This is a genomic window from Paenibacillus shenyangensis, assembly GCF_000346635.1.
In the GTDB taxonomy this organism is placed as follows: domain Bacteria; phylum Bacillota; class Bacilli; order Paenibacillales; family Paenibacillaceae; genus Saccharibacillus; species Saccharibacillus dauci.
The window spans coordinates 145,777-169,779 of sequence record NZ_AOIG01000002.1 but is presented as its reverse complement, the minus strand read 5'-3'; the positions used below and the strand labels follow the sequence as shown (position 1 = coordinate 169,779).

21 protein-coding genes are annotated in these 24,003 nt (G+C 45.0%); 9 read left to right on the top strand and 12 right to left on the bottom strand.

Going from position 1 to position 24,003, the window contains the following annotated elements:
* Positions 1-162: 162 nt before the first annotated feature.
* Positions 163-2,442 (bottom strand): hypothetical protein, encoded by a 2,280-nt coding sequence (locus tag H065_RS0100770; protein WP_017811090.1) that lies wholly within the window; start codon positions 2,440-2,442, stop codon positions 163-165.
* Positions 2,443-2,639: 197 nt separating this feature from the next.
* Here H065_RS0100770 and H065_RS0100765 point away from each other — a divergent pair, with 197 nt between their 5' ends.
* Positions 2,640-2,975 carry a YrhK family protein gene (locus tag H065_RS0100765; protein WP_017811089.1) on the top strand — a complete coding sequence of 112 codons (336 nt, stop codon included), beginning with the start codon at positions 2,640-2,642 and terminating at the stop codon, positions 2,973-2,975.
* Positions 2,976-3,107: 132 nt separating this feature from the next.
* On the opposite strand, the gene H065_RS0100760 is transcribed toward H065_RS0100765, so the two are convergent.
* A complete protein-coding gene (locus H065_RS0100760; protein ID WP_017811088.1) occupies positions 3,108-4,676 on the bottom strand; it encodes an FAD-dependent oxidoreductase in 1,569 nt (522 codons plus the stop codon).
* A 99-nt stretch (positions 4,677-4,775) separates the two neighbouring features.
* Positions 4,776-5,237, bottom strand: a complete 462-nt coding sequence (locus tag H065_RS0100755) for a hypothetical protein (RefSeq protein WP_017811087.1) — start codon at positions 5,235-5,237, stop codon at positions 4,776-4,778.
* 181 nt (positions 5,238-5,418) lie between these two features.
* Between H065_RS0100755 and H065_RS0100750 the strand changes: the two genes are divergently transcribed.
* The 3 genes from H065_RS0100750 (at position 5,419) to abc-f (ending at position 8,445) form a co-directional block, all read left to right on the top strand.
* Entirely contained in the window at positions 5,419-6,006 is a 588-nt protein-coding gene (locus H065_RS0100750) for a VanZ family protein (RefSeq protein WP_017811086.1), read from the top strand.
* 83 nt (positions 6,007-6,089) lie between these two features.
* Entirely contained in the window at positions 6,090-6,254 is a 165-nt protein-coding gene (locus H065_RS27780; RefSeq protein WP_017811085.1) for a hypothetical protein, read from the top strand.
* Positions 6,255-6,795: 541 nt separating this feature from the next.
* Positions 6,796-8,445: a ribosomal protection-like ABC-F family protein gene (abc-f, locus tag H065_RS0100740; RefSeq protein ID WP_017811084.1), complete on the top strand. Its 1,650-nt coding sequence runs from the start codon at positions 6,796-6,798 to the stop codon at positions 8,443-8,445.
* A gap of 150 nt (positions 8,446-8,595) precedes the next feature.
* Here the strand turns inward: abc-f and H065_RS0100735 are convergent, their stop codons facing one another.
* From H065_RS0100735 to H065_RS27775, 6 genes are all read right to left on the bottom strand, one after another.
* On the bottom strand, positions 8,596-10,005 hold the full coding sequence (locus tag H065_RS0100735) for a hypothetical protein (protein ID WP_017811083.1): 1,410 nt from the start codon (positions 10,003-10,005) through the stop codon (positions 8,596-8,598).
* 193 nt (positions 10,006-10,198) lie between these two features.
* A complete protein-coding gene (locus H065_RS0100730; protein WP_017811082.1) occupies positions 10,199-11,551 on the bottom strand; it encodes a hypothetical protein in 1,353 nt (450 codons plus the stop codon).
* Positions 11,552-11,580: 29 nt separating this feature from the next.
* The gene (locus H065_RS24865; RefSeq protein WP_017811081.1) at positions 11,581-12,897 is read right to left on the bottom strand and encodes a hypothetical protein; all 1,317 of its coding nucleotides are present in this window, start codon (positions 12,895-12,897) and stop codon (positions 11,581-11,583) included.
* Positions 12,898-12,941: 44 nt separating this feature from the next.
* Positions 12,942-14,282: a hypothetical protein gene (locus tag H065_RS24860; RefSeq protein ID WP_017811080.1), complete on the bottom strand. Its 1,341-nt coding sequence runs from the start codon at positions 14,280-14,282 to the stop codon at positions 12,942-12,944.
* A gap of 184 nt (positions 14,283-14,466) precedes the next feature.
* The gene (locus H065_RS24855; protein ID WP_017811079.1) at positions 14,467-15,813 is read right to left on the bottom strand and encodes a hypothetical protein; all 1,347 of its coding nucleotides are present in this window, start codon (positions 15,811-15,813) and stop codon (positions 14,467-14,469) included.
* 689 nt (positions 15,814-16,502) lie between these two features.
* Complete coding sequence (locus H065_RS27775; protein ID WP_238557855.1) at positions 16,503-17,201, bottom strand: hypothetical protein; 699 nt, start codon at positions 17,199-17,201, stop codon at positions 16,503-16,505.
* 601 nt (positions 17,202-17,802) lie between these two features.
* Between H065_RS27775 and H065_RS0100705 the strand changes: the two genes are divergently transcribed.
* Positions 17,803-18,027: a hypothetical protein gene (locus tag H065_RS0100705; protein ID WP_017811077.1), complete on the top strand. Its 225-nt coding sequence runs from the start codon at positions 17,803-17,805 to the stop codon at positions 18,025-18,027.
* Between the two features lie 164 nt (positions 18,028-18,191).
* Here the strand turns inward: H065_RS0100705 and H065_RS0100700 are convergent, their stop codons facing one another.
* From H065_RS0100700 to H065_RS0100690, 3 genes are all read right to left on the bottom strand, one after another.
* A complete protein-coding gene (locus H065_RS0100700) occupies positions 18,192-18,419 on the bottom strand; it encodes a non-oxidative hydroxyarylic acid decarboxylases subunit D (RefSeq protein WP_017811076.1) in 228 nt (75 codons plus the stop codon).
* Positions 18,420-18,518: 99 nt separating this feature from the next.
* The gene (locus tag H065_RS0100695) at positions 18,519-19,955 is read right to left on the bottom strand and encodes a non-oxidative hydroxyarylic acid decarboxylases subunit C (protein ID WP_017811075.1); all 1,437 of its coding nucleotides are present in this window, start codon (positions 19,953-19,955) and stop codon (positions 18,519-18,521) included.
* Positions 19,956-20,055: 100 nt separating this feature from the next.
* Positions 20,056-20,649: a non-oxidative hydroxyarylic acid decarboxylases subunit B gene (locus H065_RS0100690; protein ID WP_026135961.1), complete on the bottom strand. Its 594-nt coding sequence runs from the start codon at positions 20,647-20,649 to the stop codon at positions 20,056-20,058.
* 210 nt (positions 20,650-20,859) lie between these two features.
* On the opposite strand from H065_RS0100690, the gene H065_RS0100685 reads away from it, so the two are divergent.
* From H065_RS0100685 to H065_RS0100670, 4 genes are all read left to right on the top strand, one after another.
* Positions 20,860-21,747, top strand: coding sequence for a LysR family transcriptional regulator (locus H065_RS0100685; protein ID WP_017811073.1), 888 nt, complete (start codon positions 20,860-20,862; stop codon positions 21,745-21,747).
* 252 nt (positions 21,748-21,999) lie between these two features.
* The gene (locus H065_RS0100680) at positions 22,000-22,599 is read left to right on the top strand and encodes a TerD family protein (RefSeq protein ID WP_017811072.1); all 600 of its coding nucleotides are present in this window, start codon (positions 22,000-22,002) and stop codon (positions 22,597-22,599) included.
* Between the two features lie 87 nt (positions 22,600-22,686).
* Positions 22,687-23,265, top strand: coding sequence for a TerD family protein (locus H065_RS0100675; protein ID WP_017811071.1), 579 nt, complete (start codon positions 22,687-22,689; stop codon positions 23,263-23,265).
* Positions 23,266-23,320: 55 nt separating this feature from the next.
* The gene (locus H065_RS0100670; RefSeq protein WP_017811070.1) at positions 23,321-23,899 is read left to right on the top strand and encodes a TerD family protein; all 579 of its coding nucleotides are present in this window, start codon (positions 23,321-23,323) and stop codon (positions 23,897-23,899) included.
* Positions 23,900-24,003: the final 104 nt, after the last annotated feature.

The following is a 24,003-nucleotide window of genomic DNA, read 5'->3' as shown; positions in this document are numbered from 1 at the left end:
AAGTAATACCATGGTGTGTGAGAAATTGATTTGTATTATTCTCGCACGGGGCTGTTCAATATTCAAGCAGCAAACTACATTTCGTAAATATTCTATACTCTATAGAAAAAATGAATACCAAAACAGCCGCAGCGATGTAGGGCTGCGGCTGTAAAGCAGAATCTATTGTTCTTTTTTGGCAGGCTTGGCGTACTGTGCGTAGGCTTCCTGCAGAATAGGATAGCTTTTCTTCGGACGTTCGTGGGAGACCGGTTCGTTCCATGGTTCCCACGTATAGCTGCCAAACGCCGGTGCATTGACCGCTGCCTGGCTGTTTTTCGGTACAAGTACAGGAGAAGCTTTGATACCATCGGTTTTTTGCGGTGCTACACCTTTGGCTTGATATGGATTTTCCCAGACTGTCAGGGAACTTGGGTCCATAAATCCAAGCAGCATCCATGGAATCGCGAACTCGATCACATTATCCTTGGCATACCAGTCGGACAGATTATTGAACTCCGGACTGCTTGGATCGTTGATACCATGATGCAGCTTGCCGACTTCCAACTCTTCAAATGGCATAGTGACCTTGGTCTGCGGCAAATACAGTTCCCGGTTCAATGCCAGCTTCCATGGGAGGAAGTAACCGGCCGAGCCATCCGCATATTTGGGATCATACGGAATCTCTTTGCGGGAAGCGCCATACAGATACGTATGCTGGTCGTAGCCGCTGTTAATGTAGATATGACCGTCTTTGTCTGTATTGCCCTGAATACTGACCAGAAACTCAATCGGCTGGTTAAAAGTAACACCAGGCGCTTTGTCCGACTTGAGGCTGCCTTCACCATTCGTATCAAAGCCGATATACAAATTATTTTGGCTGAAATCCCAGTTTCCGTTTTTCTTTTCCAGTTTGACGTACAGATTGGCGGCATCATGTGTCATCTGCATCGTCATATCCGGATAGTCCTGGGTAATCGCGGTCTGATTCTTGGCCCAGTCTTCTGTCTTGCCATCCAGATGAATCATATCGTCCACACTGGCTTCCGGCTCGACAGCGATCACGCCAAAGTGCTCTTCATTGGTCAGCCGGTTGCGCCACATTGCTCGGCGGTCTGCCGGCTCCAGGTCAATCGTATTCCAGGTGAACTTGAACCATTCATCCTGCCATTCGAACAGCAGGGCGCCATCAAGGCCTTCATCGTAAATATCCTTGACCAGTCCGGCATCGAGCTTGCCCTGCTCCTCTTCGGTATGCATTCCTTGATTGCGTCCCAGCGGCCCGTAGTGAGCCATTCCGCGTGAACTTGGCATACCGAACTCGGCAACTACCAGCGGAATGCCCTTATGGTGTTCACGCATAGCATGCAGATAACCGGCATACGGATTTATGGTACCGTCCGCTTTTTTATACTTTTTGTATTCCGGTTGCTGACGCAGCAGATCCGGGTAGTACGGATAGATATGATAGGAAGAAAAATAGCCGGCTTGCCAGACGTTGGCTACAGGCTTGATATTCATCGGATCGACCGATACCAGATCTTCCTGTTCCAGCGGTTCATTCGGATGCTTGAGCGGATCGGTAGTCACCCAGTTGGTAAAAGACATCGGGTGCTGCCATCCATATTTCATATCGGCTTCTGCAGTTACATCGAGCATGCTGGCGACCCAGCTCTCAAAAGCCGTCGCATCCGCATCCGCGCTGAAATATTTGCCTTTGTAAGGTGGCTGATTCGGATGTGCCTTATCCGTTACATCCACTGCATAAGGAAACCACTCGGTTCCTACCACCCAGCCTAGCAAATACGGAGATACATCCGCTGTATACTGTCCATGCGCATGTCCGGGAGTCTCGTCAATCGTGATCTGTCCGTGAATCGCTCCGACGGCTTCCTGAATCTCCTTGGTAAAGGATTGGGTAATCTCCGGCGTATAGGCATCGCGGCCTCTGGAATCTTTGCCGATCAGCTCTTCCTCCGGCGACCACACCCCTTGCATCAGATATAGCGGCTCTTTTTGCGTCTCATTGTACTCCTTGAGCGCTTCATAGAAAAAAGGAGGCAGGATCGTATAAATCCGCAGTACCCGGATATTCATCGCTTTCATTTGCGGGAACCAGCGTAAATAATCTTCCTTGGTTGGACTCAGCTCTCCGGGATAATGACCCGGTGTAGTTGCCCCCAGGTTAATCCCTGCCCAGAAAGAAGGCTGCCATGTACTGCCATCATAGACAGCCAGCTGCTCGCCGACGACGGTGGAGGTACGCTTGATCCCATCCTTGTCGACAACAGGTACAGTATAGGAGCCGCCTTTGTCGGTGGGCGTATTATTGGCAGCAGGAGCACCTGCCGGACTTCCGCGCAGCAGCCAGAAGGAGAAAGCGGCGATAACGATAACCGCCGCTACAACAGTGACGATCAATGGACGTTTTAGACGTTGATGTGTTTTTTTTCGGGATCGCATATTGTCATCCTTTACTTCATAATGAGTTGCCTGTATTCATACAGTACCACAAAGGAACCATAATATATCATTAAAACCATTACCTTACATAAAAGTGTGTCTTATTGACCGTAAATCTGACAATTTTATTCAAATTAAGGCCAAACTGTTGTCACTGCAATTATAGAGGGTAAGTGCAACAGAGGAGGCGATACATCATGCGCAAACATCGTATTCACCGTTCCATAAAAGCACCGGTCAAAAGTCGCCGGATGCGGATACACAAGCCGGATTCTTACAAGCTGGCTGTGGAATTCAAAAAACGCCGTCTGGTTGCCGAGAACCGCTATGAGCTGATCAGTCTGCTGAATGATATGATTACGACGATTTGTTTTCTGGTGGGCAGTTATTTTTTCTTTACGAGTCAGACCAAAACAGGGACAATCATGTTTGTTATCGGTAATGCCAACACATTATTTAGAGCCATTCTCTCACTGGTACGCAAAATTCATGTGGAATGGATGACTGAACAGGGCCAGACTGCCGAGAAATAGCAGCTTTACCGCATTTCGGCATATATGTTTCAATAAATATGTATATATATAAAATATGTATATATAAAAACCCCGGCTGCAGCAGCCAGGGTTCATTTTTTATGTGCAGATTGCATTGGTTGATAGGAGAAGTCAGGACTTAATCTGCTTCAGCGGCTCGGTTGGCGGGCCTTCCAGTACTTCACCAGTGTAGCTGAATCGTCCGCCATGACAAGGACAATCCCAAGAACGTTCGGCTTCATTCCAGCCGACTTCGCAGCCCATATGGGTACATGTCGTGTCCACTACATGCAGCTTGCCTTCCGGGTCCCGATACGCTCCGGTCCGTTTGCCATGATGCCAGATAACGGCACCTTGATCCGGCTCCAGATCATCCGCTTTGCGCCGGTTGAAATCAAGCTTGCCGGTGACCAGTTCCTTGGCGACCGTCGCATTATGACTGACCGCAGTTTTGATCCGTTCCAGCAGCGGCATTTTGCGGGAAGGGGAGAACAGATCGGTATACCGGTTCTCCCGGCCCATGATCATATCGGTCATCATGATCGCTGCCAGTGTACCGGATGTCATTCCCCATTTGGCATAAGCGGTACCAACCAGAATATTGGGCTTGTCGCTGGTTACATAGCCAATACAGGGCATCCGATCCAGCGAATACAGATCCTGCGCCGACCAGCGATACGGAATATCCTTGATCCCCAGCAGCATACCGGAGAAGGTCTCCAGATCGGCGTAATGCATCGTTGTCTCTTCTTCCTGACCGGTACGGTGTCCTTTGCCGCCGACAATCACGTACTGCTGTCCATCAAAGGTAGCCGAGCGCAGGGAGTGCTTGGGCTCGTCGGCACTGAGATACATGCCACCCTCGAACGGTGTCTCCGCACGAATCGCCAGTGTATACGACCGCTCGGGCTGCAGGCGGGCAAAATAAAATCCGTTCTGATCGGTCACCGGATAATGCGAACCGGATACGACCTTGTCACAGGTTACGCCAAATTCCTGATCCTGGATCAGCAGCCGCGGACGATCGCCGTCTTCCACTTCCTCGATCATCGTATTCTCATACACCTGTCCGCCCATCACCCGGAATTCCATCAGCAGGAATTTCAGATACTGCACCGGATGGAAGCGAGCCTGTCCGGGCAGGGCTATAGCGCCTTTGACGCGCAACGGGATTGGCAGGGACTCTACCCATTCGCCGGGAATTCCCAGTTCACGATACGCTTCCATTTCCTTTTCCAGATTCTTGAACTCGTCATCATCCGATTCCACATAGACATACGCAGTCTCTTCCTGCCAATCACAGTCGATCTGGTTATCTTCTACAAGCTTCTGCATAAATCGCTTGGCTTCTTCGGCAGCTTCATAGTACAGAATTGCACTCTGGTCATCGGTATGCTTGCGCAAATGATCGTAGATCAGCCCGTGCTGGGATGTTACTTTGGCGGTGGTGTAACCAGTTGTGCCGTCCAGCACTTTGCCGGCATCGAACAGGGCAACCTGTTTGCCTTCCTTGGCCAGCAGGTAGGCAGCAGTGATCCCGGTAATGCCGGCACCTACTACAGCAATCTCTACATCCAATTCTTCACGCAGCGGGGGGAAAGAAGGCAGCTCTGTGGTGGCACGCCAAAAAGAGTGGGATTGATCCGGCAGTTCCGTTTCGGCAGCTTTGCGGGTGATATCCTTGTTCGTATCGTCTTTCATAAAGTCCCTCCTGTCAGATCGTAAGTTATAGGGTAACCAAACATACCCTTTCATTACCACTGGCAGCAGGGCGCTAATCGAAGAGATCAAATAGAGGAATTATCGGCGCAGCTCTGCTAGTGTCTCTTCCCAGCGGGAGAGTACATCATCCGGCTGAAGCAGACGAATCGTAATACCCGATGTCAGCTCCGCATACTTGGCGGTATCTTCCCGTACATGCTCCACAACAGCCTCGAAGCGTGCCCGTGGATAGACAGCATCTGTCAGCTCCGGCAGAGGAGTGCAGGAGAGTCGAAGTGCATAGGATACACCTTCCCACACAAAAGTAAGCAGTCCCTTGCCGCTGCGCAGTAGATTGCCTGTCGTCGTTGTTCCCTGCCAGAGCGCGAGTCGTACATGCTGTTCATCCAGCATTAGTACTTCGCCTGCACTCACCATCGCCTGATGGGGATAAAAGTCTTCTCCGATAGTTAACAGTGGCATTGCCAGATGCTGCTTGCTGTGCAGTTCCTGTCCATTCAGCAGCTGCATCAAAGAGGGTGTAAGTGTAGTATGTTCCATTGTTATTCACTCCATTTCCAGTCTTGTGATCGTATATGCACAGATATATAGCATAGTCTGTCTGTGATCCCGCCGATATGGCATTTTGCATAGAGGCAGGAGAAGCAGTTAAAATCATAATACCCATATATATCATATCACTGATGTATCGTATGGATGATGAACAGGCAGGAGGAATGATATGCTGATATTTGATATTCGATTCTGGATCGGTGGATTGATCCTGATTGCTTTGGTGCTCTTTGTTCTGCACCGTATATATCGCAAGGACGGGATGTATCTGCTGATTGCAGGCATTTTCGGGATATATATGCTGAATGTGATCCGCTATACCTTTTTCCCTTTTCCGGTAGACCCACAGCTGCTGACACTGATGCGCATGGCTGGCAGCGAACCGGGCATGGTGCGGTTCAACTGGATTCCTTTTCATTCCCAGTTTTACGATTCCATTCTGGATGACAAATCCAATTATCTCAATATTCTGATGACGGTTCCGTATGGACTGATGGTGCCATTTCTGATTCCCGTTCGGGAGAACCGGGCGAGAATGGTCTGGCTGGGATTGGGGATCGGACTGGTGATTGAGACGTTGCAGGGGATACTGAATCTGCTGCTTGGTTACACGTATCGCACTGTAGATATCAACGATATTATTTTTAATTTTACCGGAGCGATGCTGGGCTGGGGACTGCTGAGCCTGCTGCTGCATACATCAATCGGGCAGAAAAAGCTTGCCATCTGGCTGCCCGATGTGTTAAAAAGTAAATAATCACAACGAATCAGCGAATCCACCGCTCCCGGGAAGGAGCATGGGTCATTCCTGATCCGTTACAACCAAGGAGGTGAGGCAGGATGTTAACTTTCCCATTATTTATTACGCTGGAGCGCAGACCGCTGGGCAGCTGTAGTATTGTACATTCATTTCGTGAAGACGGGAGAAGTCTGTCCAAAAATGAATACTCGTACAATGGCGAAATGCCGCTCCTGCCTTCAGCCTCGGTCGGACATGTAGCATGATGATCAGCAGCCTGTGAGGGGTGTCTGTAATAGAGCATAAAGCTCTCTGCAGATAATTCTCTACAGCATGCTTGTTTCATGCGATCTACATCTCTGTGATCCGTATCGGCGCATGAAGCGTCTGTATCCAGAGATTCCCTTTAATCCGGGATTATCTTTTAACGTACAGCCGCAGGGACGTTTCCCTGCGGTTTTTTCTTATGTTCATATATCGGATGGATACATGAACATAGGGGTTTCCGGCAATTCCGCCGGGCTGACAGGCAGCAGCGCATTTCTCCTTCAAAAATACACACAGCTGCAGAAGCGAACAGATGGGTGAACAGAATAACAGGTATATCGAACAAACAGCCTATTATTCGTAAATATGCGTATGAAACAGGATTTTACCTCTTCCAATAGAGGAGAGCCATCATTACAATTCCGCTGATCGCTGGAAACGCCAATGAATATAATCTGGTTTCTGCAAACGAATGATGCAGTTCCTGTTCGTACCGTTCATCTTGATCTTCTCTGCAGCCTATAGAGGAGAATATACAATATGTCTATTATGATTGCCTGTCAGCAGGTTGAGCAATATTACGGGGCCCAGCAGGTCCTGTCCAGCGTCACCCTCGAAATTCACAGCGGCCGCAAAACCGGCCTGATCGGCCTCAATGGTGCAGGCAAAACCACCCTGTTCCGAATGCTGTCCGGCCAGGAACGTCCATATCAGGGCAGTCTGCACATCCAGAAAGGCGCTCGTGTAGGCTATCTGGCTCAGGTTCCTGCCTACGAAGAAGATACGACGATTCTGGATGTACTGCGCGGCAGCTTCCGGGAACTGCTCGCTCTACAGCAGCGGATGGAAGAGCTAACCGTACAGATGGCAGATAACAATCTGTCCGAACAAGATATGGAAAAAGTACTTCGTCAATACGGCGAAGCGATGGATCAATTTGAAGAAGCAGGTGGCTATGCCATGTCTGCCCGGATCGATGCCGTTGCCAATGGTCTTGGTATCGGAACGGATCGTTACGACCGTCTGTTCAACGGCCTGTCCGGCGGCGAGAAGACCAAGGTCTGCCTGGCTGCGCTTCTGCTCACCGACCCGGATATCTTGCTGCTGGATGAGCCGACCAACCACCTGGATATGGAAGCCGTGGTCTGGTTGGAGCAATTCATTACCGGATCACCTGCGACCGTCATCGTCATCTCGCATGATCGCTATTTCCTCGATCGGGTGGTGCAGGAAATTATTGAACTGGAAGATGGCGAAGCAGTTACCTACCCAATGAATTATTCCGCCTACAGGGAAGAAAAGCAGCGCCGACTTGTTCGCCAGTTCGAAGACTATCAGGAACAGCAAAAAGAGATTAAACGCATCCAGGAATCGATTAAGCGCCTGATTGAATGGGGTAATCGCTCCAATCCGCCCAACCCTGGATTCCACCGCCGAGCCGCTTCCATGCAAAAAGCATTGGATCGTATGCAAAAGGTCAAACGCCCGATAATGGACCGTGCCCAGATGGATCTGGACTGGCGCCAGCGCAACCGCTCGGGAGATCGGGTGCTGGTACTGGATCAGGTATGGAAAGCCTACGGTGACAAGATCCTGCTGCAGGAAGCCTCTGCGCTACTGCGTTATGGCGAACATGCTGCGATTATCGGTGGTAATGGAGCAGGCAAAACAACCCTGCTGCGCATGGTGCTCGGACAAGAAGATCCGGATGCCGGTAGCCTAACGCTTGGCTCCCGTACCGATGTCGGTTACCTGGCTCAGGAGGCAGCTCCGCCAGATCGCGGCGAGACCGTATTGGAATGGTTCAAGCTGGAAGCTCGAATGGAAGAAGGCCAGGCAAGAGGGCAGCTGGCGAAGTTCCTGTTTTATGGAGCAGATGTATTCAAGAAAGTATCGGGATTGTCTGGTGGCGAATGGAGCCGCCTGCGTCTGGCGATACTGATGCACCAGCGTCCGAATCTGCTGATTCTGGATGAACCGACGAATCATTTGGATATTTCCTCAAGAGAAGCATTGGAAGAGGCTTTAGAGGAATTCCCAGGGACGATTTTGACAGTTTCGCATGATCGGTATTTTATTAACCGGATTGCGGGCCAAATTTGGAGTCTGGAGGATGGGGAGTTGAAGGTGAGTTTAGGGAATTATGAGGATTATGTAGTTGAGAAAAGTATTAAGTTAAGAGTTTTGTGAAATAATTAAAATTACAGAAAAACTGCTGCTTTCTTTAATAACTTTAAAGAAAGCAGCAGTTTACAAAATGAATATTAAGTATTAACTCCATGTTCGAGAGTATTAACATCATTTATTCCAATGTTACCTTGAGTCGATGCAATTCCTCCATTAACTAACATAAGTAGTGCCATTACTACCAAAAATCTTTTCATTTTTATTAACTCCTCTCAAAATAGTTTCATATGCTTCAATTTGTTGCATTGAAGCATAACTTTTGAAATTCTCAAACAAGGAAATACAATCTAATATTCTATTTTTATTAAATGCCTTTACTGCAAGAGCAAGGCTTTGTAAAAGAATATCAGCGCCTGAATTATAGACTTTGTTTTTGAAAAAGTAAATTGATAATTGATAATAAAGCACCATATAACGACTAGTATAAACATCTGGATATAAATTTTTATCCAGATGTTTTTTTTGATAAATTACATCTTCAAACTTTTCAATAATAGAATCGATATTAAAATTATATTGGCTAGCTGCTTTAGTAATGATAAGCATACTAGGTAAAATTTCCTTGGGATTTTTTTCGATAAATTCTACATATTCTGTTAGATTTTCTATATTACCCATTAATAAATTAATACTATGAAGATTGGCATAGGCATATAATTTGAATTTTTCAACCTCTTGTTTACCAGTCTCGTTTAATCCTTCAAACCAACTGAGATCTGCGTACTCCATTATAAACTTTTTAGCTTCTTCATAGCGTCCAAGATGCTCTAAAGCTACAGCTTTGATCAATCTTCCTTGCCCATAATAGACTACTAACTCACGTTTAGTATCTAAAGATTGATATGGTTTACTATTATTCATTTTTTCTTTTTCCACATTGTAAATAGAAGTGCTTAAGGTAATTAATTCATCTGCACAATTTTCGAGAAGATTCCAGTCTTGAAAATTGTAATATACATTAACAAGTTGCAATAAGGCGTCTAAGATTAAATTTTCTGGTAATCTGTTACGATAAGGTTCAAAACGTATTACAGCTCTTAGGCTTTTTTCAGTATCATCACTAATAGAAGCCCTAAATACACGATAATGCGCAATAGCAAGTCTTTCAGAATGCTGGTGCTTTTCATTTTCTATTACACACTCATAAAAAGGTAGAGACTCTTGCGTCTTTCCCTCTTCATACAATTCTTCAGCCAAACCAAATACAGAAACTGTATTCGATAAATCCTCCATTAAGCGATCTAATACCGCCTGAATACAGTCATATCTACCAATTTCCGTACATCTTAACAAAAATGCTTTAATCCGCCGCCAGTCAGCCTTTTCATTGATAAAGCATTCATCCACATAATACTCATACATCCAGCCTTCAGGGTGGCCCAGTGCTTCGGCCATTAGATCCAGTTGGCGGATGGAAATCGATTTGGGCGGATTACCATTCAAAATTCCGCTGATAATCCCGCGGTTAATTCCAGCCAGCTTACCAAAACTGCTGAGTGAATGGCCCTTTTGTCGAATACCTTTTTCAATCTCAAGTCGTATGGTTGTGGTGTTGGTAATCATAACCGAACACACCCCTTTATTCCGAAAGTTTCCCGTTTGTTGCGCCCCAGTAAACCCATGATCTTCAAATTTATTACATTATATATTACGGTTTGAACTGCGGTCAATTACTTTTAATGGATTGATCCAAATTTAGGTATCATAAATGAAAAGCTGTCCTATCACGGAGGATAGACAGCTAGCATTAAATTGGCTATTTGGTTTCCATTTTAGGAATCGTACGCAGCTTGTGAAGTAGTGCAAGACAATCGACGATTCTGGAGTTGTTAAAGTTCTGAATAGTTGTTTCCAGTGCTGATAAAATAACATCCAACTGCTCCAGTGATTTATTGCGATTTAGATGATACAGAGCCAGCTGGTAGTAAATATGAACGTGACGATTCAAGTTGGCCTGAGCAGAATAAGATTGATATCCATTGATGCTCTCCAGCATATTAGCAGGATAGATGATATCTTTATAGGTATCCAGAATATCATCGATATTCCAGCAATGAATGTTGCTTGCTTTGAGCAAGATAAATAGGCTAGGAAGAATTTCAACAGGATACTTTTCCATCAACTTTATATAGCGTGGCAAAACATCCCGGTTACCTTGCAATAGGTCAATATTGCATTCATTAAATTCGGCATAAATGCTAAATTTCTGTACTTCTTTTTTCCCTTGTTCATCCAAACCGCGGAACCAATTCAAGTCTTTGAAAAATGCCAAATACTCTCGGGCTTCTTCGTATTTTCCTTCACGTTCAAAAGCACCAAAACGCAGCAGATAGCTCTGCGCATAATATGTCACCAGAGGACTGAGTAAGGAAGCGAGAAAATTTGTATCAGAGACGGGTTTCTGACAATAGTATTTATTATAGATGGCGGATGATAATTGATTCAGTTCAGATGCATACTTTTTAACGCGTTCCCAGTCCTCTAATATGTAGGAATGAAAAGCCAGTTTCAGTAGCGCGTCCAGCTTATAATGCTCAGGTAGCTTCTCGTAATGAGATTCAAATTGGATAGCTGCCCGATAATTATTTTCCAAATCGAGTCCAATCTCCATAAGAAAAATGCGGTAATGGCTGATGGCCAACTTCTCGGAATGATGGTCTTTTTCATGCCGGATAATGGTCTGATACAAGTCACGAACAGTTGTATAAGCGGACTCCTCATGCGCCATTTCCTCAGCTAGCTCAAATATATGATTGAGCTGACCTGGGATCGGAGCCAAACGCTGTAATATGCAATGAATATTATCGATTCTGTTCAGCTGTATACAGCGAATCAGAAAAGGCTTTAGTTTACGCCAGTTTATTTTAGCTTTGGTTAAAAAGTATTCTTCCAGAAATTCATCGTATAGCCAACCTGAAGGCTTTTTCAATGCGATACTCATTTGATCCAACTGCTGAATCGACATGGGCTTTGGTGAATGATCATTTAGCGTGGCACTGAGTACCCCTCTGTTAATTCCGGATATTTTGCTGAACTCGCTTATGGAAGAGAAGCCTTGTTGACGGATTTCCTTTTCAAGTACAGTTGCCAGACAATGCAAATGCTGCACAGTTCTCACCTCTGATCAATTCATTCTCTTTACTCCAAAGAAGAGCGTATGAACTCTTGTAGTAAAGATGTGATGTCCATCGTGCGTTTCATATTACATTTATTCAGCGAAGTTTCAAAATGGCTCAGCGTATACTTCAGTTGTTGGTTGGGCTTATTATGTTTGGCTTGGTAAAGTGCCAATTGATAGATAGTATTTGTATAATAAGCGTTTAATGCAAACTCCCTGTAGTGTTCATTAGGCTGAAGAAGGGAGTCAATATCCGAAGCAAATTGATCCAATACGTTATCGATATTGAACTCATATTTATTGGCAACCGTAAGAATGACGAGCAAACCAGGAATAATTTCGGATGTATGATTCTCCAGATAATTAACATACTGCTCTAACACTTCAAAATGCCCCAGATGCAAATTCATTCCATATATATTGCCCTCTGCAAATATCCGCAGCTTCTGAACTTCTTGTTGGCCTTCTGTATCCAATCCTTTCAAGTAAGAGAGATCATAGTATTTATGCGCATATTCCAATGCCTTGACATAATTGCCAGTATATTCATAAAATGTCCCTTTGATCAGGAGCGCTTGACCATAATAAACGACGAAAGATCTTTCTGTACCGATCGACAGCATAGCAGGAGGATTTTTTATTTCTGTATATTCCTGATATATGCGCTGCGTCATTTCAATTAGTCGATCAGCACAATACTCCATTTTATCCCAATGCTCTACCCAGTAATAGCTATTGGCACATCGATGGTAAGCCTCCAGTTGAAGAGGTAGAGGAAGATATTCAATAAAATCATGCAGTTTGAGTGCATAGACATAGCTATTTTCAGCATCCGAGCCGACGATATCTATAAACAGCCGATAGTGACTGATTGCCATGCGCTCGGAATGCGCACTACGTTCATATTTGATAATGTATTTATAGAGCATCATAACCAAGGGCTCTTTGGTCTGTCGCAGGCTCTCCGCTAATTGAAATAATTCATCGGTATACGATGGTGCTTCTAGAAGCAGATAAAGTGTACGCTCTAAATAATCGTTACGCTGTAATTCTACACAGCGTATAATGAGCGGACGAATACGACGCCAGTTGATCTTCTCATCGGCAGAGAAGCATTCTTCTATAAATAATTCGTACAGCCAACCTTCAGGTCTACCAAGAGCTGCGGTCATCTGATCCAGCTGGTTTACCGATATGGGCTTCGGTGGAGCGCTGTTTAGCGTAGCACTCAAGACGCCGCGATTTACACCGGAGATTCGGCTAAAACTACTAAGATTGTATCCCTGTTCAGCAATTTCTTTTTCCAGTTCGTGACGGACGGTTTTTAACTTTGTCATGGTGGCACCTCCTGCCGTCGCATATTGCAAAGTTTTCAGGTTTATTAGGCTTGATGGGTAAGTTCCCGCAGCTTCCTAAGGAGTTTTAGACAGTCCATAATGCGAGACTGATTATGTTTTTCAATGGTAACTTCCAGAGCTGATAATATATTAGCCAATTCATCACTATAGCGATTACGGTTGCAATGGTACAAGGCAAGTTCGTAATAGATATTGATATATCTACTAATAGAAGACTGCAGACTGTAGTATTGATTAGATAATATGTTGTCAATCATATCAGGAGGATAAATGACTGCAGTGTATTGTTGTAATAGATGATCAATATTCCAATCATGTATATTACTGGCCTTTAAGGCAATCAGGATAGTCGGTAATACTTCATCAGGGTATTGCTCCAATAGTTGAAAATATTCAGGCAGTAGCTTTTCATTTCCTTTTAATAAGTTCAGATTATAACGGTTGAACATCGCATATTTTTTTAACTTGCTTACTTCTTTCCAACCCTGTTCATCCAGGCCTTCAAACCAGCTGAGATCCGTAAAGCCCTCCAGATATTTCTCTGCTTCCTCGTACTGCTTTTGATGCTCCAATGAAATACATCTCATAAGATAGCTTTGTCCATAATAAGCGACCAGAGGGCGTTCGGTTTTGATCGGTGTACAGGCAGGATTTATTGTTCTTTTACGACATTCCTCTGCATAGATAGCCGTTACTAGCTGATGTAATGTTGTGCCATAATTTTGGATACGCGTCCAGTCTTGCATTACATAAGCATTACTCGCCAAATGCATAAGAGCTTCCATAACCAGAGGGGGAGGAAGATGCTGAAGAAAGGGTTCAAAACAGAAAGCGAGCTTCAAATTTTGCTCCAGATTATCCCCTATGGCAAATCGATACATCCGATAATGACTAATAGCGAGTCTTTCGGATTGGTAGTCTTTCTCATGCTCGATAATATGTGCGTAGAGAAGAGCAGAGCGGCTATTTGCAATATTTTCACTCAAGTCTTCAGCCAGTTTGAATATAGACGATAGGGAGGAAGAGTCTGCTGTCAGAATAGAAAGAATATGTTGAACCTGTTTTATATGATTTAATTCCAGACAGCGAACCAATAACGGTTTGACCCGTCGCCAATTGGGATTACCATGTTTGGGAAAGCAATTTTGTATAAAAGAATCGTATAACCAACCTTCTGGCTTTCCTAATGTTCGGGTCATCTGATCGAGTTGATTAATGGACATTTTTCTTGATGGATGACCGTTAAGGGTGGCACTAAGTACACCTCTGTTAATGCCTGAAGCTTGACTGAATGTATTTAAAGTATAGCCTTGACGGGTGATTTCCTGATTGATCGGTGTAATTAGTGTGAGTGCAGTCTCCAATTGTCATCCCCGCTTTTCTTCAAAATTCATTGTAAGTAGGCTTCAAATGAACTGAAAACTAAGTCCCTAAAGTTTTTAGTTCGTTTGTGTAGTAATTGATTAAAGTATATATTTCTAAAGAATAAGCCGTTTTCTTACTACGGCTGTATTCCTGGTTTGGATAACATCCATACAATAATTTAAATTATCGTAATTCACGTAATTTTTTGAACAGGTTCAAGCAGTCCATGATCCGTCCACGATTATATTTTTCAACGGTGGATTCCAGAGCATACAATACTTTTTCTAGTTTTTGATCATATACTTTACGATCACAATGATAAATCGCTAACTGATAATACAGATTGACATAACGGCTGATTCCGATAGGTACATCCTGATAATTATGTTTGGTATTCCGACCTTCAATCAAATAATCCATAATATCATCAGGATAGATAATATCATCATAATAAGTAAGAAAATGGTCAATGTCGTAACCATGTTTATTGGCAGCCTCTGTAATCATTAGCAGGCTTGGTAAAGCTTCTTTGGGATATTGTTTAAGAAGTTTAAAATAATCATTTAATTTTTGTTCGTTACCCATTAATATTTCCAGATTTAATGCATTAAACATGCCAAAAAAACTGAAAAAATCGATGTAATTCTGATTCTCCGGATGATCATCTTCAAACCACTGCAGATTAGCGAACTGTTCCAGATATATACGTGCTCGCTCATATTTTTCCTGATATTCATCAGCTACAAATTGCATTAGCAGGCTTTGCCCATAATAAAGAAGAAGAGGACGTTCTGGGGCAGGTAGCTTAAACGATTTATTACTCTTTTGAGCTTGCAGCTTTTGCTGATGAATATGACTGGATAAACGATATAATTCTATAGCCAAACTACGTGCGTTATCCCAGCTTTGGACAGTGTAGTTTATATTGATCAGCTTAAGCAGCGCATCCAGCTTCAAATAATCCGGCAACCGATGTCGAAACGGCTCAAAAGCCAGGGCGGCTTTCAGATTCTCTTCAATATTATGTCCCAGCGAAGCACGGAAAACCCGGTACTGGCTAACTGCCAGACGCTCCGACTGGTAATTACGCTCATTCTCAATTACACATTTATAAAAAGGAACCGTTTCCACTGTGGCGCCAGCTTGGACCTGTTCTTCAGCCAGCTCGAAGACGTGTCCAACATGATTGGGATCTTCCATCAGCAGATACAGGGTACGTTCAATCAAATCGTTTCGACGAATCTCCATACATCGCAGTAGCAGTGGCCGTATACGGCGCCAGTTGGCCTTGCCATGCTCGCTAAAGCTCTCTTCGATAAACTGTTCATACAACCAGCCTTCCGGCTTGCCAAGCGTAATAGACATCCTGTCCAGCTGGTTGATCGACATCGGCTTGGGGGGATTACCATTCAGGGTAGCGCTCAGAATCCCTCGGTTGATCCCCGAAGCTTTACTGAAGCTGCTTAGAGAATAACCCTGCCGGGCAATCTCCTGCTCCAGTTCGGTTCGTAATGTGACCAGATTATCCATACGGATCACCTCTTCTCCTGAATTAACGTAGATGTTTGTATATAAGAGCTGCCATTTATTGTACGGCCTATATGACCTTTTACGTAGTGACCGATCTAATACGTTCCAAAAATTATTTACCGAATTGGGTAATCTGTATATATTATGCTTTTATGTACAACCATGCATTGAAGCACAGATGCGTTATTAGCAGAGATATCCAGAGGTATTTCCCCCTGACTTTACCAAAAAAAGATAATTTTTATTATTATACAGGTTACTTAAAAGCTGCCGAGTTCGTTTTTGGTAACGTTACATAATCATGCAAATATCATGCGAATTAATTCCAGAATAGAATCATTACATGAAAAAAAAGGGAGTGATTACAAAAAAAATAAGTCGGTTTTTTGTAAACTGCTGCAATAATAGACATACAGGCGATCGTAATCAGGCAGCATACAGATAGAATTCTGATACTTTCGACTTGTCACTCTGTTTGCCGTAACGTTTCACCTGCCACTATGATTTCACCGCATTGGATCGATACCGCGGGGGCGGCAGAGGATGAACCACACAAGAACGCAGCTTTTTGACATAGCGGTGAAATTAGATTGTAGAGCAGTACTTAGCAAGTAGCAGCAAGACCATAGCAAGTATAGCAACTAAGCAGTACAAGTAGACTTACCACATAAGTAGTTCAGCAATTTATATCATAGAATACCAATAACATTTCCTGAATAATAGAGCAGTACCGAGTGAAGCCTGATCCTTGCGATCGGGCCTTTTCTTTTATATGGAAGAGGTTTCCTTCTTAACTGTATAGACGAACAGGCAGGAATAAACGTTTTTATTTTTTGTATAAACGCTGCCGTATGATAAAACTTATAAAAAATAGCAGATGAGGTACAACTGATATATGCAACTTTGCTTGTCTGGTAACATTTGCTCAGCAACAGCAACAGCAACAGCAACAGCAACAGCAACAGCAACAGCAACAGCAACAGCAACAGCAACAGCAACAGCAACAGCAACAGCAACAGCAACAGCAACAGCAACAGCAACAGCAACAGCAACAGCAACAGCAACAGCAACAGCAACAGCAACAGCAACAGCAACAGCAACAGCAACAGCAACAGCAACAGCAACAGCAACAGCAACAGCAACAGCAACAGCAACAGCAACAGCAACAGCAACAGCAACAGCAACAGCAACAGCAACAGCAACAGCAACAGCAACAGCAACAGCAACAGCAACAGCAACAGCAACAGCAACAGCAACAGCAACAGCAACAGCAACAGCAACAGCAACAGCAACAGCAACAGCAACAGCAACAGCAACAGCAACAGCAACAGCAACAGCAACAGCAACAGCAACAGCAACAGCAACAGCAACAGCAACAGCAACAGCAACAGCACACTATAAAAATAATAGCTGTTGATAAAATTTAAAAAACCGTTTTTTTGAAAACATCTGGCATAATCTTCTACAAGAGTAATTCCACGGAATAAGGCTCTGCCCGGTTACGCGCCCCAGTTTAACTGTGCATGCTTGTTTTCGTTGATAATAACCAAGCTTGTTTTTTGTCGTGACGTCCGTTCCCAGGCACTGCTGTGCCTTCATACAGTATCATTAGATATTACAAAAATAGGCTGTCGCCAGTTGCTGGAGCACTGGAGAGGGCCTGTTTGGTGTATCCCGCTTTTTTTCTGCTTAGATAGCTAAATTTCGACAGAAATTCAGTTGCGATTTGGTAAAATATACACTGTTTTTACAGGTTGAAATACATAATAATGAGGTTCTGCTACAAATATGCAGACGGCGATGGAATACCATTGCAAGCCCGGTGTACTGCGATGATCAAGAGAAGCGTAAAGAGTCAAACAAGTACGTAACAGCTGATTTAATATTTATTTTACATTTCCCTGTAAAAACCATTTTTTACTGTTTATACATTCATTATCCGGGGTAAATTAGATTCTGGAGCACATTACATCTTATGGAGGGTTCACCATGAATAGGCTGTTCATAGCCTTTGTTGCATTTTTGAAAAAGCGTCTGATTGGCAATGTCATTCCGGCGGTAGTTATCCTTTTATTCTGGTTTTACGGACTGCAAGCCAGTATGGAAGATTCGATTGGTACAGCGATTGTTGCTTTTATCCTGTTGTCGATCGGAGATATGGTGTCCCTATACTTTTTCGAAAATTCAGCCAAACACAAAAAGCATGTAGGTTAACAACCCGATTACCCGATACCGAATCATTACATGTCATCAGTCACACGGGCTGATTACCATACAGGAATACAACAAAAAGCACCTGCCTCTTATGGACAGGTGCTTTTTGTGTAGCTGCATAGATGCATAGCCATGCAGCTACGTAAATTAGATATAGCTGCTGCTTAGACCAAGCGAGCTGGAATAGGTGGAACATGGGCAGCATGCGGAATATCTGCCTGGTTCACTTTAAAAGCAGGCAGATATTTGTCCGGGTTGGTAATATGTTCCGGTTCCGTTGAGCGCCAGGTGAAAATACAGGTAGAGCACATATGCACAGTCCATACGCCAGCTACCGGAGAGGCAGCAACCTGTTCTGTATGCTGCGAGCCGCATCGTGGGCAAATATTCATGAGAATACACTCCTTGTTCGTAAAAGTAGTTGAATGGATATCAGGGATTACATAGATATTAATAGGAGCACGAGTGTGCTCCGTGGTAAACATCAGTGATCAGGACTGCTGACGGTTCAGCAGGTCGATAATTTTCTTTTCCCACTGTTCAACACCTGGAGGAGAATCCAGTGGTTGGGAATAGTGACCACGCTGCTCGGGTGCGAGCGGTGTAGTCGCGTCGAGAATCATCTTGTGTGTGATACCGGCGGGGTTGGAGCCAGGGTCCAGCGGCAGTACGGATAGATCCGGAATAATCACGGCATCATGTTTTGGATGCAGCTTGGTCGAGATAGCCCACATGACCTGTGGCAGGTTAAATGGATCGACATCTTCGTCGACGACGATAACCACTTTGCAGTATCCGAGACCGTGCGGCGTTGTCATTGCGCGCATACCGACAGCCTTGGCAAAGCCACCATACCGGCGTTTGGTCGAGATAATCGCGACCAGACCATGCGTATACATGGCATTGACAGCCACCACTTCGTTAGGGAAAGCTTCTTTGAGCTGCTGGTAGAGTGGCACACTGGTATTTACACCGATCATATAGTCGGTCTCGGTCCAAGGCATACCGATATACAAATGTTCAAAAATCGGGTTCTGACGGTGATATACACGATTGATCTGAATAACCGGCATACTGCGACCACCGGAATAGTGTCCGGTAAATTCGCCAAAAGGTCCTTCAAATTCACGTTCGCCGCACAAAATCTCGCCTTCCAGTACAACTTCAGCACCCCATGGAATATCGAGGTTGGCATCTTTGGCTTTGACGATCCGGTAGGGTTCGCCCTGGATAGCACCGGCCATTTCATATTCGGATTGATCATATTTGAGGGGAGTAGCGGCTGCCGTCGTAATCACAGGCTCGCAGCCCAGCGCGATAACGACAGGTAGATTGTGACCACGTTCTTCAGCCTGACGCAGATGAACCGCGATATCGTGCTGTGGCACCGGCTGGATACCGAGACGGTCTTTGCCTTTGACCTGCAGTCGATAGATACCTACATTTTGCTTGCCAAAATGCACGGGATCTTCCTGATCCCGTGAGATTACGCAGGCTTTGTCGATATAGAAGCCACCGTCTCCCTGATTAAGACGGAATAGAGGAAGGATATCGAACAGGTTAATATTCTCGGTCAGCTCCACTTCATGGAAGGGAGCCGTCTCTTCACGCTGTACCGGTACAGGAAACTGATCATACCGCCGGGCAAATTCGAAAAATTGCTCTTTGAGCGGTGTATTTTTGGGCATGCCCATCATAAGCGCATGATTCGGCCAGGAACCGATCACGTTCATGGCGATCTGTGTTTTATTTTTCTCGTAACCGTTGATATTGTTGAACAGCAGGGCAGGGGATTTATCTCCCAGATTGTTCAGTGCCCGTGTTGCTGCGGAAATATCGGGTTCCAGATTAACCTGCTCATCGACGTTTAGCAGTTGTCCTTCTTTTTGCAGTGTATTTAGAAAATCACGAAAGTCCTGGTAAGCCATTATGCATTGCTCCTTTGTATAGATGATATGGATGAAGATGAATTCCGTAAGTAGAACAGGGGTATGGAGTACCATCCCTGTATGATCCGTATTGGCCTTTTTATTTGGTAATCCCGTTCCAGCGCTTGGCTTCGTCCCGGTGAATGCCGAATTGATCCAGTGCGCGGTAGGCGATATGATCGACCAGCTCATCAATACTGGCTGGCAGATTATAAAAGGCGGGCATGGGTGGCATAATGATCGTACCCATGCGCGACAGTTCCAGCATATTTTCCAGATGAATATTGTTGAGTGGTGTTTCCCGTGTCAGAAGGAGCAGCTTTTTGCGTTCCTTGAGTACAACATCAGCCGATCGGGTCAGCAGATTGTCTGCCAACCCCATCCGGATCGAGGCGAGCGACTTCATACTGCAGGGAGCCACGATCATCCCGTCTGTCCGAAACGAACCGCTGGAGATCAAGGCTGCCTGATCTTTATAAGAATAATGGTGATCCGCCATCTGTTCGACGTCTTTGACCGAATAAGGTGTTTCCAGTTGAATAGTGGCAGCAGCCCAGGAGGACATTACCAGATGTGTTTCCACACCGGCTTCCTTGAGCATTTGCAGGATGCGTACGCCGAAGATGGCACCGGTCGCACCGGTAATGCCGACAATTATCTTCATTTTTGCATCTCCTTGTGTCATTGTTGTCATATTAATAGTGTAGGTTGAAGTGATATATATGTAAAATATATATAAGGTATAAAATGCATATCTTTTACATATGAATAATCTGTTCATATCCAAAAGGTATACTGTAGAGCATCCTAAGGTAGGCTTTAGAATAGTTAGGAAGTAGATAGAGGTTTACAGTTATATATAACTAATTGATGGGTAAATAAACATTTTAAGGAAGTAGGCGGAATGATGGATATTCGTCAGCTGCATTATTACTGCACTATTATAGAAGAAGGGCAAATTACCAGAGCTGCGCGAACCCTTCATATGGCGCAGCCGCCGCTTAGTCAGCAGCTGCGGCTGATGGAAGAGGAATTGGGCGTAGTATTGATTCACCGGGAAGGCAAGCGCTGGGAAGTGACACAGGCCGGACAGCGTCTATATGAGCGTGCCCGTCACTTACTGCGGGAGATGGAGAATATACAGCAGGAGATCAGTGATGTGGATCAGGGGCTGACCGGTTCGATTACGATCGGTACATCCTCAATCTGTATCTCGCGTGTATCCCGGCACATCAGTGAATTTCATCGGGATTACCCGGAGGTCTATCACAAAATTCTGTATGGAGATACTTCTCATCTTGAAGAGCTGCTGCATCAGCACAAGATCGATTTTGCTCTGCTGCTGCTGCCGGTAGAGGACGAGCGGGATTATGAGATCATGCCGCTGAGCGACGACCCTTTTGTGGCTGTCGTTCCGAGAGAGTGGACCGAATTATGCCAGACTGAATCGCTGACCCTGGAACAGATTGCCGAATATCCACTGCTGCTGGCTCGCAGGATGTCGGGAGAGGGTGCTTACGAGAACATTATCGGAGAATTTGAACAGCGTCAGCTGCAGCCGAGAGTCGTTCTGGATTGTCCGGATATATCAGCATTATTTTCCTTTGCTGCTGCCGGAATGGGGCTGACCCTGATACCCGAATCGGAAATACAGCAGGTGTATGCCGATCGTCTGTGTGTGATCCCCCTGCAGCAGGCGATCATCCGTACTCGTCCCGCGCTGGTCTGGCTTAAAAGCCGGTATATGAGCAAGGCAGCCAGGCAGTTGATCCAGCGTATAATTACCAGTTAATCCAGATGATGTATACTCAAAAGTCCATGATCTTCTTTTTACTAACGTGTGTGAAAATGGACTTGGTAATCCGCTGCGCGTTATAATACTAATGACCTAATAAATAAAGTTGGTCTCTATAAACTGAACCCTAATTAAGGTCATTTGAGTACAGCAAGGATCATAACAAGTAGAAAAATCAAAATTGATGAAACGTTCCGCACGCAAGCATAGTATTACATAGAAACACGAAGAGGAGGCTCTAATCCATTTATGAGTATTAATCTGGTCAAAGGACAAAAGATCGACCTGACAAAAGGCAGAAGTGGTCTTACCAAACTGACAGTTGGTCTGGGCTGGGACCCGGTAGAGACGAAGTCCCGCGGATTGTTCGGCATGAAAAAAGCCAAGGCGGATATCGACTGTGATGCTTCTGCTCTGATGCTGAATGAAAATGACAAACTTACCAAAAAAGGCAATCTGGTCTGCTTCTACAATCTGCGCAGCGAGTGCGGATCGGTAGAACACAGCGGTGATAACCGGACAGGTGAGGGAGATGGCGATGATGAACAAATCGCTATTGATCTGTCCAGAATCCCGGCAGATGTTCATAAAGTATTGGTTGTGGTTAACATTTATCAGGCAGAGCAACGCAAGCAGGATTTCGGCATGATTGCGTCCGCCTATATCCGGGTAGCCAATGCACAAAATGGTGAAGAGCTGGTACGCTTCAATCTGACAGATAATTATTCGGGCATGACCGCACTGATTACCGGTGAGATCTACCGCAATGGTTCCGAATGGAAATTCAATGCAATTGGTCAAGGCAAACAGGCAGCCCATGTTGATATCCTCGCGAATCAATATGTATAAGCCGGCATCCGGGAGGCAGTTACTGTCATCTCCGGGAGTCGAATAGATAACTCTAACCTATACTTATAACGAAAGAGGGAATTCACAATGGCAATTAACTTAAGCAAAGGTCAAAAAGTAGATCTGACAAAAACAAATCCGGGGCTGACCAAAGTAATCGTCGGTCTGGGCTGGGATACCAATAAATACGATGGCGGCGGAGACTTTGACCTCGACGTATCCATTTTCTGTGCCAATGCTGCAGGTAAAGTAGCAAGCGACAAAGACTTTATTTATTTCAACAACCCACAGAACGCCAATGGTTCTGTTGTGCATAGTGGTGACAACCGTACAGGCGCCGGTGATGGCGATGATGAGCAGGTAAAAGTAGATCTGCCATCCGTACCTGCTGAAGTAGAGAAAATTGCTTTTACAATTACTATCTATGAAGCTGATACCAGAAACCAGAACTTTGGGCAGGTATCCAACGCTTATGTGCGTATTCTGAGCGAGCTGAGTGGCGAAGAGCTGATTCGTTTTGACCTGGGAGAAGACTTCTCTATCGAGACAGGCGTAGTTGTCGGCGAACTGTACCGTCATGCGGGCGAATGGAAATTCAGCGCAATCGGTAATGGATACAAAGATGGTCTGGCAGGTCTGGTACGCGATTACGGCCTGCAAGCCTAATCGAAACTCAAACCGCATTTGACTATCATTTTTCCAAGCAGGAGGCGAACTTTTCATGACGATCAACCTGGCCAAGGGACAGCGTATCGATCTAACCAAAACCAATCCTGGACTGACCAAAGTCGTCGTCGGTCTGGGCTGGGATACTAACAAATACAGCGGCGGCACCGATTTTGATCTGGATGCCTGTGCTTTCCTGCTGCACGAGGATGGCAAAGCCAAATCCGAAGAAGACTTCGTATTTTACAATCATCTGATTGCTTATGGCGGAGGGGTTGCGCACACGGGTGACAACCGTACCGGCGAGGGCGATGGAGATGATGAGCAGATCATCGTTGACTTCAATCTGGTCCCACCGAATATTTCACGGGTAGGCATTACGGTGACTATTCATGAAGGAGATAGCCGCGGTCAGAATTTTGGTCAGGTCAGCTCTGCGTTCGTTCGGGTCGCCAATGAAGCAGACAGCAGGGAACTGCTGCGCTTTGATCTGGGCGAGGATTTCTCGACAGAAACTGCTGTTGTATTTTGCGAATTCTACCGGCATGGAAGCGACTGGAAATTCCAGGCGATTGGTAGTGGATTTACAGGCGGTCTGGCTGCACTTTGCCGCAATTATGGATTGGACGTTTAAGACTGAATAGAACGATGCAATGGAATACAGGGTGCATACCAGCCCTGTATTCCATTTTACAATCTGCCGATATTATGGTAGTTCCATGACAGATTCCAGGGAAG

What these genes read in the sequence shown, in the direction of transcription:
- H065_RS0100770 (WP_017811090.1), bottom strand. Translation starts at nt 2,442, where the DNA reads ATGCGATCCCGAAAAAAAACACATCAACGTCTAAAACGTCCATTGATC.
- H065_RS0100765 (WP_017811089.1), top strand. Translation starts at nt 2,640, where the DNA reads ATGCGCAAACATCGTATTCACCGTTCCATAAAAGCACCGGTCAAAAGT.
- H065_RS0100760 (WP_017811088.1), bottom strand. Translation starts at nt 4,676, where the DNA reads ATGAAAGACGATACGAACAAGGATATCACCCGCAAAGCTGCCGAAACG.
- H065_RS0100755 (WP_017811087.1), bottom strand. Translation starts at nt 5,237, where the DNA reads ATGGAACATACTACACTTACACCCTCTTTGATGCAGCTGCTGAATGGA.
- H065_RS0100750 (WP_017811086.1), top strand. Translation starts at nt 5,419, where the DNA reads ATGCTGATATTTGATATTCGATTCTGGATCGGTGGATTGATCCTGATT.
- H065_RS27780 (WP_017811085.1), top strand. Translation starts at nt 6,090, where the DNA reads ATGTTAACTTTCCCATTATTTATTACGCTGGAGCGCAGACCGCTGGGC.
- abc-f (WP_017811084.1), top strand. Translation starts at nt 6,796, where the DNA reads ATGTCTATTATGATTGCCTGTCAGCAGGTTGAGCAATATTACGGGGCC.
- H065_RS0100735 (WP_017811083.1), bottom strand. Translation starts at nt 10,005, where the DNA reads ATGATTACCAACACCACAACCATACGACTTGAGATTGAAAAAGGTATT.
- H065_RS24865 (WP_017811081.1), bottom strand. Translation starts at nt 12,897, where the DNA reads ATGACAAAGTTAAAAACCGTCCGTCACGAACTGGAAAAAGAAATTGCT.
- H065_RS24855 (WP_017811079.1), bottom strand. Translation starts at nt 15,813, where the DNA reads ATGGATAATCTGGTCACATTACGAACCGAACTGGAGCAGGAGATTGCC.
- H065_RS0100705 (WP_017811077.1), top strand. Translation starts at nt 17,803, where the DNA reads ATGAATAGGCTGTTCATAGCCTTTGTTGCATTTTTGAAAAAGCGTCTG.
- H065_RS0100700 (WP_017811076.1), bottom strand. Translation starts at nt 18,419, where the DNA reads ATGAATATTTGCCCACGATGCGGCTCGCAGCATACAGAACAGGTTGCT.
- H065_RS0100695 (WP_017811075.1), bottom strand. Translation starts at nt 19,955, where the DNA reads ATGGCTTACCAGGACTTTCGTGATTTTCTAAATACACTGCAAAAAGAA.
- H065_RS0100690 (WP_026135961.1), bottom strand. Translation starts at nt 20,649, where the DNA reads ATGACAACAATGACACAAGGAGATGCAAAAATGAAGATAATTGTCGGC.
- H065_RS0100685 (WP_017811073.1), top strand. Translation starts at nt 20,860, where the DNA reads ATGATGGATATTCGTCAGCTGCATTATTACTGCACTATTATAGAAGAA.
- H065_RS0100680 (WP_017811072.1), top strand. Translation starts at nt 22,000, where the DNA reads ATGAGTATTAATCTGGTCAAAGGACAAAAGATCGACCTGACAAAAGGC.
- H065_RS0100675 (WP_017811071.1), top strand. Translation starts at nt 22,687, where the DNA reads ATGGCAATTAACTTAAGCAAAGGTCAAAAAGTAGATCTGACAAAAACA.
- H065_RS0100670 (WP_017811070.1), top strand. Translation starts at nt 23,321, where the DNA reads ATGACGATCAACCTGGCCAAGGGACAGCGTATCGATCTAACCAAAACC.